The organism is Floridaenema evergladense BLCC-F167 (genome assembly GCF_041929205.2).
GTDB lineage: Bacteria > Cyanobacteriota > Cyanobacteriia > Cyanobacteriales > Aerosakkonemataceae > Floridanema > Floridanema evergladense.
This window is the reverse complement of record NZ_CM171625.1, coordinates 584,534-600,261: the sequence shown is the minus strand read 5'-3', so window position 1 is coordinate 600,261 and position 15,728 is coordinate 584,534. Positions and strand designations below refer to the sequence as shown.

At 42.1% G+C, this 15,728-nt stretch carries 17 protein-coding genes; 6 read left to right on the top strand and 11 right to left on the bottom strand.

Annotated features, from left to right (window positions below; translation table 11 throughout):
- Positions 1-103: 103 nt before the first annotated feature.
- From ACE1CA_RS02810 to ACE1CA_RS02800, 3 genes are all read right to left on the bottom strand, one after another.
- Positions 104-685, bottom strand: a complete 582-nt coding sequence (locus ACE1CA_RS02810) for an NADPH-dependent FMN reductase (RefSeq protein ID WP_413275744.1) — start codon at positions 683-685, stop codon at positions 104-106.
- Positions 686-759: 74 nt separating this feature from the next.
- The gene (locus ACE1CA_RS02805; RefSeq protein ID WP_413275745.1) at positions 760-1,140 is read right to left on the bottom strand and encodes a hypothetical protein; all 381 of its coding nucleotides are present in this window, start codon (positions 1,138-1,140) and stop codon (positions 760-762) included.
- Positions 1,141-1,219: 79 nt separating this feature from the next.
- Entirely contained in the window at positions 1,220-1,918 is a 699-nt protein-coding gene (locus ACE1CA_RS02800) for a pirin family protein (protein ID WP_413275746.1), read from the bottom strand.
- A gap of 109 nt (positions 1,919-2,027) precedes the next feature.
- Here ACE1CA_RS02800 and ACE1CA_RS02795 point away from each other — a divergent pair, with 109 nt between their 5' ends.
- Entirely contained in the window at positions 2,028-2,357 is a 330-nt protein-coding gene (locus tag ACE1CA_RS02795; RefSeq protein WP_413275747.1) for a winged helix-turn-helix transcriptional regulator, read from the top strand.
- A 22-nt stretch (positions 2,358-2,379) separates the two neighbouring features.
- Here ACE1CA_RS02795 and ACE1CA_RS02790 read toward each other — a convergent pair whose 3' ends face one another.
- Together ACE1CA_RS02790 and ACE1CA_RS02785 are read right to left on the bottom strand one after the other, a co-directional pair.
- Positions 2,380-2,784, bottom strand: a complete 405-nt coding sequence (locus ACE1CA_RS02790) for an HNH endonuclease (RefSeq protein WP_413275748.1) — start codon at positions 2,782-2,784, stop codon at positions 2,380-2,382.
- Positions 2,781-3,134, bottom strand: coding sequence for a hypothetical protein (locus ACE1CA_RS02785; protein ID WP_413275749.1), 354 nt, complete (start codon positions 3,132-3,134; stop codon positions 2,781-2,783). The genes ACE1CA_RS02790 and ACE1CA_RS02785 overlap by 4 nt, the downstream gene beginning before the upstream one ends.
- Before the next feature lie 168 nt (positions 3,135-3,302).
- On the opposite strand from ACE1CA_RS02785, the gene ACE1CA_RS02780 reads away from it, so the two are divergent.
- Positions 3,303-4,259: a DUF1152 domain-containing protein gene (locus ACE1CA_RS02780; protein WP_486517632.1), complete on the top strand. Its 957-nt coding sequence runs from the start codon at positions 3,303-3,305 to the stop codon at positions 4,257-4,259.
- A 385-nt stretch (positions 4,260-4,644) separates the two neighbouring features.
- On the opposite strand, the gene ACE1CA_RS02775 is transcribed toward ACE1CA_RS02780, so the two are convergent.
- A complete protein-coding gene (locus ACE1CA_RS02775; protein WP_413275751.1) occupies positions 4,645-5,151 on the bottom strand; it encodes a DUF29 domain-containing protein in 507 nt (168 codons plus the stop codon).
- A 232-nt stretch (positions 5,152-5,383) separates the two neighbouring features.
- On the opposite strand from ACE1CA_RS02775, the gene ACE1CA_RS02770 reads away from it, so the two are divergent.
- Positions 5,384-7,861, top strand: a complete 2,478-nt coding sequence (locus ACE1CA_RS02770; protein ID WP_413275752.1) for an ATP-dependent Clp protease ATP-binding subunit — start codon at positions 5,384-5,386, stop codon at positions 7,859-7,861.
- 174 nt (positions 7,862-8,035) lie between these two features.
- Here the strand turns inward: ACE1CA_RS02770 and ACE1CA_RS02765 are convergent, their stop codons facing one another.
- The 5 genes from ACE1CA_RS02765 to psbD all read right to left on the bottom strand — a co-directional run bounded on the left by ACE1CA_RS02765 (position 8,036) and on the right by psbD (position 12,768).
- Complete coding sequence (locus ACE1CA_RS02765; RefSeq protein ID WP_413275753.1) at positions 8,036-8,470, bottom strand: helix-turn-helix domain-containing protein; 435 nt, start codon at positions 8,468-8,470, stop codon at positions 8,036-8,038.
- On the bottom strand, positions 8,430-8,732 hold the full coding sequence (locus tag ACE1CA_RS02760) for a type II toxin-antitoxin system HigB family toxin (RefSeq protein WP_413275754.1): 303 nt from the start codon (positions 8,730-8,732) through the stop codon (positions 8,430-8,432). Before ACE1CA_RS02760 ends, ACE1CA_RS02765 begins: the two co-directional genes overlap by 41 nt.
- Before the next feature lie 73 nt (positions 8,733-8,805).
- Entirely contained in the window at positions 8,806-10,023 is a 1,218-nt protein-coding gene (locus ACE1CA_RS02755) for a hypothetical protein (RefSeq protein WP_413275755.1), read from the bottom strand.
- A gap of 181 nt (positions 10,024-10,204) precedes the next feature.
- Positions 10,205-11,590, bottom strand: coding sequence for a photosystem II reaction center protein CP43 (gene psbC, locus ACE1CA_RS02750; protein ID WP_413275756.1), 1,386 nt, complete (start codon positions 11,588-11,590; stop codon positions 10,205-10,207).
- 119 nt (positions 11,591-11,709) lie between these two features.
- A complete protein-coding gene (gene psbD / locus ACE1CA_RS02745; RefSeq protein ID WP_486517608.1) occupies positions 11,710-12,768 on the bottom strand; it encodes a photosystem II D2 protein (photosystem q(a) protein) in 1,059 nt (352 codons plus the stop codon).
- A gap of 272 nt (positions 12,769-13,040) precedes the next feature.
- Between psbD and ACE1CA_RS02740 the strand changes: the two genes are divergently transcribed.
- The 3 genes from ACE1CA_RS02740 (at position 13,041) to ACE1CA_RS02730 (ending at position 15,688) form a co-directional block, all read left to right on the top strand.
- On the top strand, positions 13,041-13,607 hold the full coding sequence (locus ACE1CA_RS02740; protein ID WP_413275736.1) for a photosystem I assembly protein Ycf4: 567 nt from the start codon (positions 13,041-13,043) through the stop codon (positions 13,605-13,607).
- A 46-nt stretch (positions 13,608-13,653) separates the two neighbouring features.
- The gene (locus tag ACE1CA_RS02735; RefSeq protein ID WP_413275735.1) at positions 13,654-14,382 is read left to right on the top strand and encodes a peptidylprolyl isomerase; all 729 of its coding nucleotides are present in this window, start codon (positions 13,654-13,656) and stop codon (positions 14,380-14,382) included.
- A 121-nt stretch (positions 14,383-14,503) separates the two neighbouring features.
- A complete protein-coding gene (locus ACE1CA_RS02730; RefSeq protein WP_413275734.1) occupies positions 14,504-15,688 on the top strand; it encodes a beta-ketoacyl-ACP synthase in 1,185 nt (394 codons plus the stop codon).
- Positions 15,689-15,728: the final 40 nt, after the last annotated feature.

The window sequence follows — 15,728 nt, the reverse complement described above, 5'->3', positions numbered from 1 at the left end:
ATTGTTGAGATAATTTCAGTAAATTAATTATAGCTAAGTTTAAATATTAGTTCTTTGTGAGCGCTTCAGCGCTTTAGCGCTAAAGCGCAACAACATACACCAATTATGCTTTCAACTTCGCGAGTACATTCGCTACATTTGCGCCGAGTTTTTCCACTGATTCTTGTTGTTTTGGATCTACCAAACTGCCATCAGCATTAAAAGCTTCATAAGCTTTAGAAACAGCGATTTGATCGGGGAGGACAATTACTTTGATGTTACCTAAGATCGATCGCACAGTCACCAACCCTCGCAAACCGCCCAATCCTCCCGGAGAAGCACTCATAATTGCTGCTACCTTATCAACAAAAGCCGCCAAAGGTGGCGCATTTTCACCAGGACGCGAAGCCCAGTCGATCGCATTTTTCAAAACCGGAGTAATCGAACTATTATACTCAGGACAAGCAATTAAAAGCCCATCATGAGCTATCATTAACTCCTTGAATTTAAGCACAGTTTCCGGCGTTCCCTCCTCCTTTTCCAAATCTTCATCAAACAGCGGCATCGGAAAATCACGCAAATCTATATAAGTCACCTGGGCACCCGCTGAACGAGCACCATTAGCAGCAACTTGGACAAGTTTTTTGTTATAAGAATCCGTGCGAGTGCTGCCTGCAAATGCCAAAATTTTGGGCGTGTAAGCCATAAAAGCTGTTCCTTTGTGAGCGGTTTGTGAGTGAACAATTCTTTATTGCTCAGCGCAATTATACTATAATTAAATCATCGCTTTTGGCGAGAATTTTGAATAATTTGTTGCAACTGTTGTACCAACTTAGGATTCTGCTGTAACAACTGAATTAGTTGCTGATTTTGACTTCCCACCTGTTGTACAAGTTGCGGATTACTTTCAATTTGTTCAAGCAACTGCGGGTTTGATTCTAGCAATTGTTGCACCAACATTAGGACTAACTCTGGATTTTGGAGTAACAATTGTTGTGCTTGCTGAGCCAAAGCGGGATTTTGTTGAATCAGCTGTTGTACGTCTTGTAAATCAGTAGTTTGAGCAATTAAATCAGCATTAGCGAAATTTCCCAGACTCAGAAAACCCCAAAAACTTCCCGCTAAAACAGTAGTCAATCCTAACTTAGTAAGTAGCATCATTTTTGTTAATCCAGCGAAAATTAGTGGACTGATGTACGTTGTTGCGCTTTAGCGCTAAAGCGCAACAACGTACCTAATTTTAAGCTAGATCAAATAACAAAAATTCAGCAGAATTTGTTGCCTCAATAGCCACACGATTTTCTTCACTGATAGCCGCACCATCACCAGCTTTCAAAGCCAAATCATTAAGCATAATTTGCCCTTTAATTACTTGTACCCAACCCCGGCGTTCTGGTTCCAGAGTATGAACTACCTGTTCCCCTGGCTCAAGTAAACTAGCGTAGAGATCGACATTTTGGTGAATAGTAACTGAACCATTGCGACCATCACCAGAAGCAACTAAGCGCAGTTGACCACGCTTTTCTTCATCAGCAAACATTTTTTGTTCATAACCTGGCTTTATCCCTTTTTCATTCGGCAAAATCCAGATTTGTAAAAAATGCACAGGGTCAGTTTGAGAATGATTGTACTCGCTGTGAGCAATTCCAGTTCCCGCACTCATTCTTTGCACTTCACCCGGACGAATCACCGAACTAGTACCGATCGTATCTTTGTGTTCTAATGCACCTTCAACCACATAAGAAACAATTTCCATATCCTTGTGAGGATGTGTGCCAAAACCCATTCCAGGTGCAACTCGGTCTTGATTTATCACTCGTAAATCACGAAATCCCATAAAATTAGGGTCATAGTAAGAAGCGAAAGAAAATGAGTGATAACTATCAAGCCAGCCGTGATTTGCGTGTCCTCTTTCTTCTGCTGGACGGATGATAATCATAGTAATTTCCTGTTACTTACTGCGTTTTATTCCTATATCTACTTTAGAACTTATAAGGCTAAAATGAAAAGTATGCACTTTAAAGTAAGATAGTTCCCAAAAAGTTACTATGGAAAGCTTTGATACTTCAGAAAGATTGTCTTGTTCGGTAGAAATCACCTTAAAAGTGATAGGCGGACGTTGGAAAGTATTGATTTTACGAGAACTTTTTATTGGTATAAAAAGGTTTGGAGAACTACACCGAGCTTTGCATGGAATTACACAAAAAATGTTAACACAGCAGTTAAGAGAATTAGAACAAGATGGGATTATTAATCGTCATGTTTATTTGCAAGTTCCGCCGAAAGTTGAATATTCGCTGACAGAATTGGGGGAAACTTTAAAGCCAATTCTTGATGCAATGCACGAATGGGGGTTGAAGTATTTAGAGAAGAGATAGAAATGAAGGTATTAACTTTTAATTATTCATTGCTTGACTCTGGCAATCGTTGGCGTTCGGCAAGGCGATCGCTATTATTTAACTGAAACAAACTAACAGTTGTTCGTCCTTCCGGTGTTAAACCTACAATTGCGTTTTCTTCAATCCTAAAATGTTCGTTCCACCGTTGTGTACGCGGATTAAATAAAAAACTGAATGCTCCTGTTTGTGGATCGAAAGAACCAAGATCCGTACCCTTATAACGGTTACACCGCCAACAAGCAAATTCTAAATTATTGGCTTCAGTTGCACCACCATGCTTTTCTGCTATTACATGATCAACTTCGTGTGGAAAGAAAGCAACACCAGCAGGAAGTAAACAATACTCACACCTGTAATTTGCTCTTTCTTCTACAAGGCGGCGAAGTGCAGCAGGTATATAAGTCATGCTGAAGGCGAATTTTTTAGATATTTTAGGCTACCAGCTTTGAGCATAATCACTAAATGTTCGATTTGCTCGTACTCATCTAATTCCAGACGTTCTTGTGTAGTTAATTCACCCGCTTTACTGCGTTCTAAAAGAACACACAGACGTGATTGCATTTCCGGTGTGGGACTAAAAGCGGTAATTTGTTCAGGTGTGGGATTGCTGGCAAGAAAGTTGAGAATATAACGATAGATGTTAGCTGATAATGGTGGCTGTTGCAAACTAAGAGTAAGCAGTTCTGGTAGTCTATCTCCTAGTTGTGCTAATTGTTCAGAAAGTTCATCAGGTACTTGTATAATTATTTGAGCCACTGGATAACACCTTCCTTGGTGAGTTTCTTCTCTTAATTGTATCTACAGAACGAGATTCGTAACTCTAGTTAATTACAACAATAATTAGACCAAATTTTCGTTCAGCAGATTAAAACATAAATAGAATTAGAAAAATTTTCCCTTGTGAACTTAGAAGAGGTGTAAATAATGGGAATTGTAGTGCCACTGGAACTCCCGCCAAAATCACGAGTTTTGATTGCTGGTGCAGGGGGAGGATTTGATGTAATTTGTGGTCTGCCAATAGCGATCGCATTAGAAGCGGCAGGTCATCATGTAGAATTTGCTAACTATTCATTTACAGACCTAAGAAATGTTATTAATGGTCATTGGCACAATGAACGTTTACTAGAAATTACATCTGAGTCTTATCTAAAAGCTGGTGATTATTTTCCAGAAAGATTACTTGCTCTTTGGTACAAAGAGAAGCGTAAAACTGAGCGTTCTATTTATTGCTTTGCTCATGGTGGAGTACAACCAACTTTAGCAAGTTATTCTTATTTGGTGGAACAATTAAAAATTGATACTGTAATCTGTGTAGATGGTGGCATAGATGGTTTATTTCGTGGTGATGAATGTGACTTGGGTACGCCATCAATGGATTCGATTTCGATCGTGTCTGCTGCTTTGTGTAATGCCGATCGCAAATTTTACTGTATCACCGCATTTGGTATTGAGGGCGCAGAAGGTAATGTGTCGCATGGTTTGGCATTGCGTAGAATGGCAGAACTTGTAAAAGAAGGTGCTTTTTTTGGTGTTGGTTCAATAATTAAAGAAACACCCGTTGGTCAAGATTTTCTATCAGCGGTAAGTTACATTTACAACTATTTACCTTCACATCGTCGGAGTGTAATTGTAAGTAGCATAATTACAGCTATGCAAGGAGATTTTGGGCGTACTGTAGTACACCCGAAAACGGAAAATTCTCCTCCTTGGCTTTCTCCTCTGACACAATTATTGTGGTACTTTGATGCTGTAAAAGTCGCACAATTAAAGCTCTTTTATCAGGATATATTAGAATCAGTTGAAGTCGCGGAAGTTGCAGAAGCGATCGAAAAAGTGCGTAGTCGATACGGAGTGAAGGAGTTTGAGAGAATTCCGATTTGAAGAAGTTATATCGTTTGCCCAAATGATTGATACAAATAAATGTAGGGGCGGGTTTAGCCAAAAGCCTACAATACCCAGCCATAAGATTAAAATCAAAACCCGCCCTTTCCCAAGCATCTGTAGCAAACATTTAGGTAATCGATATTAGAAGGAATAATTAATACAATTGAAGGAAAGGAAATTTATGGAGGAGGTGCAGATGAATTTGGAAGAATTGCAAAACCAGATATTAGAATTACCGATTAGCGATCGCACTACTCAATAAAGTTCAAGACAATCTAAAGAAGCATTATTCATAAATTATTGAATTATCTCAACTCCAGACCGAAAAATTGTTTCAACACTACTTGTTGGTGCATTGCCACAGCGCAACCAGATCACTTATTTAGGTTGTAGATAGAGGTGAGATTCCGTAGATTGCAAGTAAATCTATATCTGATTCTATGAGACGACCCGGAAAAAAATTCGGGTTGTCTATTAGTTCCCAAGAGTAGGGAATTTCATTTGGGAAAGCATGAATTTCCAAGTCTGTTTCATTAACAGCTAAATCTACTGCATCTGAATAAGCCTCTTCTATTGCTTCTTCTAGGAAAGGTTTTAAGCTAAGATTTTCCTTAATTAGCTTTTGAATCTTTTTACGCTGTTCGCGAATTGTTTTGATCCAGCTTTTAGATCTGCGATCGACTTGATACTCCCACTTCAACAAGTGTCCGATTAAAATTCCTAGACGATTGATTAATTCGCGTTTTTCCTGTTTACCCAAAGAATCTATTTCCTCAATCAAATTTTCAATATCAAGATTATTTAGGTCACGCTGACGCAATAACTCTACTTGTTTCTGAGTCCAGGCATAAAAATCAGTTTCGTATAAGTTGACAAGTGGAAGGTTCATACTTTCTTCCTCAGATGGCTTTATACCCATTTAATTCTACTTTCGCTCGCTAACTAAGAGCGATGCCTTTTAGCCCTTGTGCCTACCCCTTGCGGCAACTACGCTGATAACATACGGTTCTCACCACTGCTATTCCTCAGCCCAGAGAGCTAACCTTTAATCAGTACACAAAAGTTCACACAGGATGAGGATTCATCCATATTTTTGAACGCTCGGCGAGGTAATGCCCACTATGTTTGAGTACTTTACAGACAAAGCAGTTAAAGCAGTAATGTTAGCTCAGGAAGAAGCACGTCGCCTGGGACACAACCTCGTGGGAACCGAGCAAATTCTCCTGGGGTTGATTGGAGAAGGAACAGGAGTAGCTGCTAGAGTCCTAAAAGAGAATGGCGTTACTCTAGAAGCAGCACGAAAAGAAGTAGAGAATATTCTTGGTCGGGGTACTCGTTTCGTCCCGAAAGAAATTCCCTTTACTCCAAAGGTTAAGCGAGTTTTTGAGCAAGCTTTTCAGGAAGCTCGTCAATTAGGACATAATTACATTGGCCCAGAACACTTACTGCTGGCAATTATTCAGGAAGAAACTGGAGTTGCAGTTAAAGTGTTGGAAATTTTGGGCGTTGATACTGCCAAACTTCGGACGCAGATAATTAAGCAGCTGGGAGAAGTAGCTACGGTTGCTTCTGGTGGTAGACAGCAAGGATTTTCTAGCGGTAGAACTAAGACTGCAACCTTGGATGAATTTGCAAGTAACCTGACGAAGTTAGCCGCAGAAGGTAAATTAGATCCTGTTGTGGGTCGCCAAAAGGAAATAGAACGGGCTATTCAAATTCTAGGTCGTCGGACTAAGAATAATCCAGTCTTGATTGGAGAACCAGGAGTTGGTAAAACTGCGATCGCAGAAGGTTTAGCACAACGCATCGCTAACGAAGATGTCCCTGACTTGTTGCAAGACAAACAGGTTTACAGTCTCAACATGGGTTCGTTAGTTGCAGGAACTCGTTTTCGCGGTGATTTTGAAGAACGAGTCAAAGCAATTCTTGATGAAGTTCGTCAAGCTGGAAATATCATTTTGGTAATTGACGAAGTTCACACTTTAGTAGGTGCGGGTGGTGTGGAAGGCGGTATGGATGCTGCTAACTTACTTAAACCTGCATTAGCAAGAGGTGAATTGCAGTGCATGGGAATGACAACTTTAGATGAATATCGCAAGCATATTGAAAGAGATGCTGCTTTAGAACGTCGTTTCCAACCAATTATGGTCGGTGAACCTTCTGTAGAAGAAACGATCGAGATTTTATATGGTTTGCGTTCTGCTTACGAACAACATCATAAGGTAAAAATCTCTGATGAAGCGTTGGTTTCTGCTGCTAAATTTTCCGATCGTTATATTTCCGATCGCTTCCTTCCCGACAAAGCAATTGACTTGATTGATGAAGCTGGTTCTCGCGTTAGATTCAGAAATTCTCAAGCTTCTGGAACTAAGGAATTGAAGCAAGAATTGCGTCAAGTTACCAAAGAGAAAGAAGAGGCTGTTAAAGAGCAAGATTTTGAGAAAGCTGGCGAATTGCGCGATCGCGAAATGGAGTTAGAAGCTCAACTAAAAGCGATCGCTGATAACAAAAATCAGCCAATTCATCCCGAAGCAATGCCGATCGTTGATGAAGAAGATATCGCCCAAATTGTCGCAGCTTGGACTGGTGTTCCGGTTAACAAATTGACAGAAACCGAATCAGAATTGCTGTTACATTTAGAAGATACTTTGCATGAACGGTTGATCGGTCAAAATGAAGCAGTGACGGCAGTTGCGAAATCGATTCGTCGCGCTAGAGTTGGGTTGAAAAATGCTAATCGCCCGATCGCCAGTTTCATTTTCTCAGGCCCTACCGGAGTTGGCAAGACCGAATTAGCCAAAGCATTAGCCGCCTATTTATTCGGTTCTGAAGAAGCGATGATTCGCGTCGATATGTCCGAATACATGGAAGCTCATACTGTTTCTAAATTAATTGGTTCGCCTCCAGGTTTCGTCGGTTACGATGAAGGCGGTCAATTAACCGAAGCAGTACGCCGCAGACCTTACTCAGTGGTGTTGTTTGATGAAATCGAAAAAGCTCACCCCGATGTCTTCAATACCTTGTTACAACTGTTAGATGATGGTCGTTTAACTGATGCCAAAGGTCGCACGGTAGACTTCAAGAATACCTTGTTAATTATGACTTCAAACATCGGTTCTAAGGTGATTGAAAAAGGTGGTGGTGGACTAGGTTTTGAGTTTGCCGAAAATCTAGGTGAAGCGAATTATAATCGAGTTCGCAATTTGGTGAATGATGAACTTAAGCAATATTTCCGTCCTGAATTTCTCAACCGAATTGATGAAATTATCGTCTTCCGTCAGTTAACTAAGGATGAAATTAAGCAAGTTGCTGGCATTATGTTGCGCGAGATTTCTTCTCGGTTAAGCGAACAGGGAATTACTTTGAATGTGACTGAGAGATTTAGCGATCGCTTAGTCCAAGAAGGTTACAATCCTGCTTATGGTGCCAGAGAATTAAGACGGGTAATTATGCGACTTTTAGAAGATAGTTTAGCAGAAGCAATGCTATCAGGTCGCGTGCAAGAAGGTGATACTGCTGTTATTGATATTGGCGAAGATGGCAAAGTAGTTGTCACCGCAGAGAAACAGCATGATTTAGTTCTGCAACCTGTTGGTTAAAGCTTTGCACTGTTAACTTTCCCCTGGTAATGATACTGGGGGATTTTTTGTAAAAATAATTATTCCATCTGTGTTCATCTGTGGACATCTGTGGTGAAAAATTCAGATTTTTTTTTGAACCGCAAAGACGCGAAGAGCGCGAAGAGAAGAGGAAGAGGGATATATAATAATTATTCAATTACCTTTGCTCAAAAAAGCGGCTGACGAAACATGAAAAAATTCAGCTAGTTGCTCAATATTACTTACAGTTAATTCTTGCTTACCGCTTAAAATTTCGGAAACGTTTGATTCGGTTTGGAAAATAGGAACTAAGTCTTTTTCTTGGAGGTTCAAATCTTCCATTAGAGCTTTTAGTAAAGCTACACCAAAAATATCGTCGATCGGATAATGAATTTCTTCGTATTCGGAAACTAATAAACCTAAAAGGTGTAGATAATCACGTTCATCATCTGTTAGTGTGCCGCGATCGATCAGTGAATCAATTACTTTTTGGGTAGCGTCTAATTCGTCTTCTGAAGTAATGGGACGGGGTGGAAAAGCAGCGATCAGAGAGAGAAATTCACTGGGATTAGGTGTACCAGGGGTCGTTTTTCCAGTTGTCTGTGTCATATTCTGCATGAGTAAGGACGTGGCGAATATAAATTTCTTTGTATTGGTAATCTACAAGAACAATCAGTCTATATTTATTGCCGCAAATATTAAAAACGGTGAAATTTGCAACTAAATCAGCAGAGGGAAAAGTTTGGCGCAACTCCACAAAATTTCCCCACTCTATTTTACTGGTAATTTTATACCAGCTTTCGAGGTTGGTTTTGGCATCTGGGTGCTTTTCCCAAAATTTTTTGAGCTTTTTTTTGCTGATAACGTGCATGAAAACCTTTTTACAGGAGGATTTTAGCTATTTGCGAGGTTGATGTCAAATACCTGACAAAGTTGCATCATGTTCAAACTCTTCTCCCCCACTTTCGCTCCCAATGTAAATCGAGTTCCTGTTGTATAGCATCCCATTCATCAGACTTAATTAAAGCCTCTATTAACTGATGCACAGTCTCTTTAAGTACCTCAGTAGCTAGTTTTACTCTTTCCTCTGGGGTTCCCAATAGTTCATACCATTGAGTTACCCTAACAGTGGTGATAGAACGATCCACAGGAAACGGTTTCTGTATCGGCTCCTCAACTTTACGATCGTATGAAATAATATTACCTTCCCAATCAGAAGCTTCTATCTGGCGATTGTACGAAATAATATTTCCTTCACCATCGCATCCAATTCCCAAAACACCTATGGTTTTTACAGGAAGCACGTTAGGAATCGGAAGTGGCCCATTCGAGGAGTAAATTAGCTGCATTGGTGCCTGTCGAACCACTTGTTGAAAATATTCCTGCTTAACAAGATCGTCAGGCTTACTGATAGGTTTGTTTGGAGAGTGGGTTTTAAGATCCCAATACTCAACACAACCATTTGCCAATTGAATTACAAAATCTGAGCGACCACCTAGCCCCCAGATTAGACGAAAGTGACGGTTGGGGATGTAATCTGGATTACCGTCCAACCACAGCCCTGATTCTCCTACTTCGTAGCCTATCAGATAACCGCGTTGGTTTAGAAAATCTATAGCCTTATTAGCATATTTCCGCACTAGTTCTAACTCATCCTTTCCTCTATTCCCTGCAAGCTGAAGCTGAGGGCCAAAACGAAAGTCTATATAAGAAGGTAATAGATAAGCCAATTCAACCCATTTACCAAAGTTATTAATAGATTTATTAGCCCACGGCTTTACCCGATGGAGCAGACTGCTTAAAAGGGAAGATGGATATGATCGAAGGAATGGCCTGTTACTTCGCATCGTGACTTTATTTAAAAAATCGGTTTTCTTATTGTTATCGACATAATACTTTTTCCCTGTAGAATCATGTTTGACAATATCTTTCAAAATGTATTCCCAGGTATCACTGGTAGCCCAAACCATCAAAACCTGCTTATTCATATTCCAGGAAAGCTCAAAGTTACCTTTCCTTCCCATACCTGTTCCAATCAGTAGAGGTGCGTTTTTTTGGCTTAGGGGTAGTTGCTCTATACTGTAAAGTTTTTGGCGAAATTGATTTTTTAAGGAAGTTCGCCAAAAACGATTTTGAGACAATGATGAGTCAGAGTGAACCATAAAATTTTTTAGATGTGGGTTTTTGTTTTGCTAACGATGTTGTGAAGGCTTCAATCCTAGTAAAAGATTCAAGCCCTTACAACGAAGTCTAATAAAAAGAACAGGGCAAAAAAAAGGCTCCTGCCTTGAGGCAGGAGCTTTGAACTGTTTAGGAGAGAGAAATTTAAACTTATCTAACTCCTTAGTCGATGTCGCCCATGAATAATACTGGCTCGGTTTCGCGATCGATACCTTTCTCAAAACCAGCAGCAGCAGCACGAGCCCGTCCTGCGTGCCACAAGTGACCAACTAAGAAGAAGAAAGCCAAAACAAAGTGAGAAGTCGCCAGCCAAGCGCGTGGGTTTACGTAGTTAAAGCCGTTGATTTCAGTGATCAGACCACCTACAGAGTTCAAAGAACCGTTAGGAGCATGAGTCATGTACTCAGCAGCACGACGTACTTGCCAAGGCTGAACGTCATTCTTGATCTTGTCTAAGTCAAGACCGTTAGGACCGCGTAAAGGTTCCAACCAAGGGCCACGGAAATCCCAGAAGCGCATGGTTTCACCACCGAAGATGATTTCACCTGTAGGAGAGCGCATCAGGTATTTACCAAGACCAGTGGGGCCTTGTGCAGAACCAACGTTAGCACCTAAGCGTTGGTCACGAACTAGGAAGGTGAACGCTTGAGCTTGGGAAGATTCAGCGTTAGTTGGGCCGAAGAATTCGCTGGGATAAACAGTATTGTTAAACCAAACGAAGCAAGCAGCAATGAAGCCCATCAAGGACAATGCGCCCAAGCTGTAGGAGAGATAAGCTTCTCCAGACCAGATGAAAGCGCGACGTGCCCAACCGAAAGGCTTGGTGAGAACGTGCCAAATGCCACCAGCGATACAGATCAAACCGATCCAAATGTGACCGCCAACAACGTCTTCCAAGTTATCAACGCTGACAATCCAGCCATCGCCACCGAAAGGAGATTTGGTTAAGTAACCAAAGATGACAGCAGGGTTGAGTGTGGGGTTAGTAATTACCCGCACATCACCACCACCAGGAGCCCAGGTGTCATACAAGCCACCGAAGAACACTGCCTTAGCCACTAATAGCAGGGCACCAATGCCGAGGACAATTAGGTGGAAGCCAAGGATGGTGGTCATCTTGTTCTTATCTTTCCAGTCATACCCGAAGAAAGAAGAGTATTCTTCGAGGGTGTCTGGCCCACGAACGGCGTGATAAATACCGCCCAGACCCAAAACAGCAGAGGAGATTAGGTGCAGAACACCAACTACGAAGTAGGGGTAAGTGTCGATAACTTCACCACCTGCGCCAACTCCCCAACCTTGGGTAGCGAGGTGAGGCAGCAGGATCAAGCCTTGTTCGTACATGGGCTTTTCTGGGTTAAAGTGAGCAACTTCAAATAAAGTCATTGCTCCAGCCCAGAACACAATCAGACCAGCGTGGGCAACGTGAGCGCCCAGCAGTTTACCGGAGAGGTTGATTAAACGGGCGTTACCAGCCCACCAAGCAAAACCTGACGATTCTTGGTCACGATTGCCCGCAACCAGCGAACTGTTAAATGATGATTCCACAGGGCAGTACCTAAATTAAAAGGTTCTAAGGATTTTAAGATTTAAAGGGGAAAGATTTAAGGTTGAAGGAAAAATCTGGTATGAATTTTTCATTCAATCCTTAATTTAACCAGCTCATTTTACAGAGCGTTACCACGAGGCAGAACTTCTTCAGGGAAGACAAAGTGCTCGTGAGGTTGGTCGGCTGGCGCTAACCAAGCACGCAGACCTTCGTTAAGCAGAATGTTCTTGGTGTAGAAGGTTTCAAACTCTGGGTCTTCTGCGGCACGTAACTCTTGGGATACGAAGTCATAAGCCCGTAAGTTCAGTGCTAACCCAACAATTCCCACAGAACTCATCCACAAGCCTGTGACTGGGACGAATAACATGAAGAAGTGTAACCAGCGTTTGTTGGAAAACGCAATCCCGAAGATTTGCGACCAGAAGCGGTTCGCTGTCACCATACTGTAGGTTTCTTCGGCTTGGGTGGGGTTGAAGGCCCGGAAGGTGTTGGAGCTATCTCCGTCTTCAAACAAGGTGTTTTCTACTGTGGCTCCGTGAATGGCGCAGAGTAAGGCTCCACCTAGTACTCCGGCTACTCCCATCATGTGGAAGGGGTTGAGTGTCCAGTTGTGGAATCCTTGTAAAAACAGGATGAAGCGGAAGATGGCTGCGACTCCGAAACTGGGTGCGAAGAACCAGCTGGATTGTCCCAAGGGGTACATCAGGAACACGCTGACGAATACGGAAATCGGTGCGGAGAAGGCGATCGCATTATAAGGCCGAATCCCTACCAACCGCGCGATTTCAAATTGCCGCAACATGAACCCGATTAATGCGAAGGCTCCATGTAGAGCCACGAATGGCCATAATCCACCCATTTGACACCAACGGGTGAAGTTCCATTGGGCTTCAGGACCCCAGAGGAACAGCAGGGAGTGTCCCATGCTGTCTGCTGGGCTGGATACGGCTACGGTTAAGAAGTTGCAGCCTTCCAAGTAGGATGAGGCTAATCCGTGTGTGTACCACGAGGTCACGAAGGTGGTTCCGGTGAGCCATCCGCCTAGTGCTAGGTATGCACAGGGGAACAGCAGTAGTCCAGACCAACCGATGAAGACGAACCGATCGCGTTTTAGCCAGTCATCGAGGACATCAAACCATCCTCTTTCTGCTGGGGCGCGTCCCACTGCTATGGTCATTTCAAACCCTCTTGCCTGATTAAAACTGGGAGGTTTTTTAAGTAAGTTAACATAACTATATATTAATTTGTTGCCGAAATTAGGAAAATTCATAAATTTTCGTTGCCAGATTGACTGGCGCAAAGGTGACGAAGAGTGCGAGACTAAAGGACTGGGTAGGAATAGGGTCAAGCCATGCCACAAGCAGGGAAAGCTCTTTGATCTTCCAAATTTTTTAATAATTAACCTGAGAATAGCTGAGTAGTTCTAAGATAAAATTTTTGCTCACAGTCATGACCACAGAAACAATTTCTTCAAGCGATCGCATTCTCCGCCAGCAAATTTTAGGTTCGCGTCGGATCAGCAATTATTTGTTGGCGACAGCAGTGACGATCGGCGGTGTAGGTTTTCTCCTAGCTGGGATTTCCAGTTATTTACACAAAAATCTGTTGTTCTTTAGCGATCCTTCTCAACTAATATTTGTCCCTCAAGGAATCGCAATGGGATTTTATGGAGTTGCTGGATCGCTCTTAGCAACCTATCTCTGGCTAATGATTATCTTAGATGTAGGCAGCGGATATAACGAATTTAATCGAGAAACTGGATTTGTAAAAATTTTCCGTTGGGGTTTTCCGGGAAAAAATCGGCAAATTGAGGTAAGCTGTCGGATTGAAGATGTACAAGCAATTCGAGTTGATATCAAAGAAGGTTTAAATCCTCGTCGCGCTCTTTATTTGCGAATTAAAGGACGTAGAGATGTACCCTTAACTAGAGTGGGACAACCTATGTCTTTGCCACAAGTAGAAAATCAAGGCGCTGAGTTAGCACGCTTTTTGGGAGTACCACTCGAAGGGTTATGATTGTATATCTTGAATCAAAATGTTAGTTGAGTATCTAACTAAGAAAATGCAAATAAAAATTTCGCGCTGGTTAGTCTCACTGATAATTGTTGGTGCATTATTTCTGGGAGGATGCACATCCCAAGAAGGTTCTTCCCAGACTTCCGAAAATTCATCAGCAACTACCCCTGTATTCACCACTCAAGTAAACAATCCTCAAATGACTAATTCGCTGCGCTTGGAAGGAAAAGCCACTGTTGTTATGGTGGTGAATGGTTCCCCAATTACGATCGAAGTTGATGGCACTAACGCCCCCGTTACTGCTGGTAATTTTGTCGATCTTGTTGATCGGGGTTTTTACAACGGGCTAATTTTTCACCGAGTAGTCAAAAATCCTGAACCTTTCGTTGCTCAAGGTGGAGATCCTCAAGGAACTGGAATGGGAGGATTTGTCGATCCTGAAACTAAAAGACCGCGCAATGTTCCTTTAGAAATTAAATTACAAGGTCAAGCGGCACCGAGCTATGGTAAAGCTTTAGGCAGACAAGCTGGATATTCCGATCCTAAAGTTGTGTTAAATCACAAGAAGGGAGCTATTGCTATGGCTCGATCGCAAGCTCCAGATTCAGCTTCTTCTCAGTTTTATTTCGCCCTCTCAGATATAGACTTCCTTGATGGCGACTATGCCGTGTTTGGTTATGTAACCAACGGAATGAATGTGGTAGAAGGAATTAAACAGGGCGATAAAATTGACTCTGCTAAGGTAACTCAAGGCGCAGAAAACTTGAAAAAATAGTTATTTGTCATTGGTCATTTGTCATTGGTTATTGGTCTAGCAGTTATCTTAAAAAAACCGAGTTTTTGCTTAACTTCTACTGACAAATGACAAATGACTCATGACAAATGACAAATAACTAATGAATGTAAAGATTTTTATCACTGGCATCGGTTTTTTCTCAGCTTTGGGTGATTTGGATTCCAGTTGGCAAAGTTTGTTAGCTGGTAAATCTGCGGTTCGGTTGCGTCAACCTTTTTCGGAACTAAAACCAAGACCTTTGGCGATGATTGGCGATCGACCAACCGAACTGCTAACTTTAACTCAACTAGTCGTAGAATCTGCCTTAAAAGATGCCAGACTAAACCCACCTTTACCTGATTGCGGCGTAGTAATCGGCTCAAGTCGCAGTCAACAAGCACGTTGGGAGCAGTTCGTACAGGAGATGGGGGGATGGGGGGATGGGGGGATGGGGGGAATCCCAAATTTATCTCAACAACTCCCCCCACCTCCTCCCCAGTCCCGTTGGCTTGAGAGTTTGCCAAATATGGCGGCGATTTGTGCAGCAAGGCAAATTGGGGCGACTGGGGCAGTTTTGGCACCAATGGCGGCTTGTGCTACGGGAATTTGGGCGTTAGCGCAAGGTTTTGAGTTAATTCAAACTGGGCAATGTCAGCGAGCGATCGCAGGTGCGATAGAAACACCAATTACACCCTTGACTTTGGCAGGTTTTCAGCAAATGGGCGCTTTAGCTCAAACGGGCGCTTATCCTTTCGATAAACAGCGGGAAGGTTTGGTTTTAGGAGAAGGTGCAGCGGTTTTTGTTTTGGAAACTGCCGAATTAGCGAAAGCGCGAGGGGCAAAAGTTTACGGTGAAGTTTTAGGTTTTGGCTTGACAGCAGATGCTTTTCATGCTAATTCACCAGAACTAGGTGGGAAAAGTGCGATTTATGCAGTGAAGCAATGTTTAGAACGGTGCAATCTTGCGCCAATTGATATTAATTATATTCATGCTCATGGAACTGGGACAGTTTTGAATGACCGAAATGAAGCGCAATTAATTAATTATTTATTTCCCCAAAATGTAGCAGTAAGTTCGACAAAAGGCGCAACTGGACATACATTAGGAGCATCGGGAGTTTTGGGAGTAGCTTTTAGTTTGTTGGGGTTGCGCGATCGTATTTTACCCCCTTGTGTAGGTTTAAGAGAATCAGAATTTGATTTGAATTTAGTTAGTGTAGCGCGATCGAGCGAAATTCAGAATTTGCTGTGTTTTAGTTTCGGATTTGGCGGACAAAATGCAGTGGTAGCATTAGGAAAAACATAATAAGTACGTTGTTGCGCTTTAGCGCTAAAGCGCAACAACG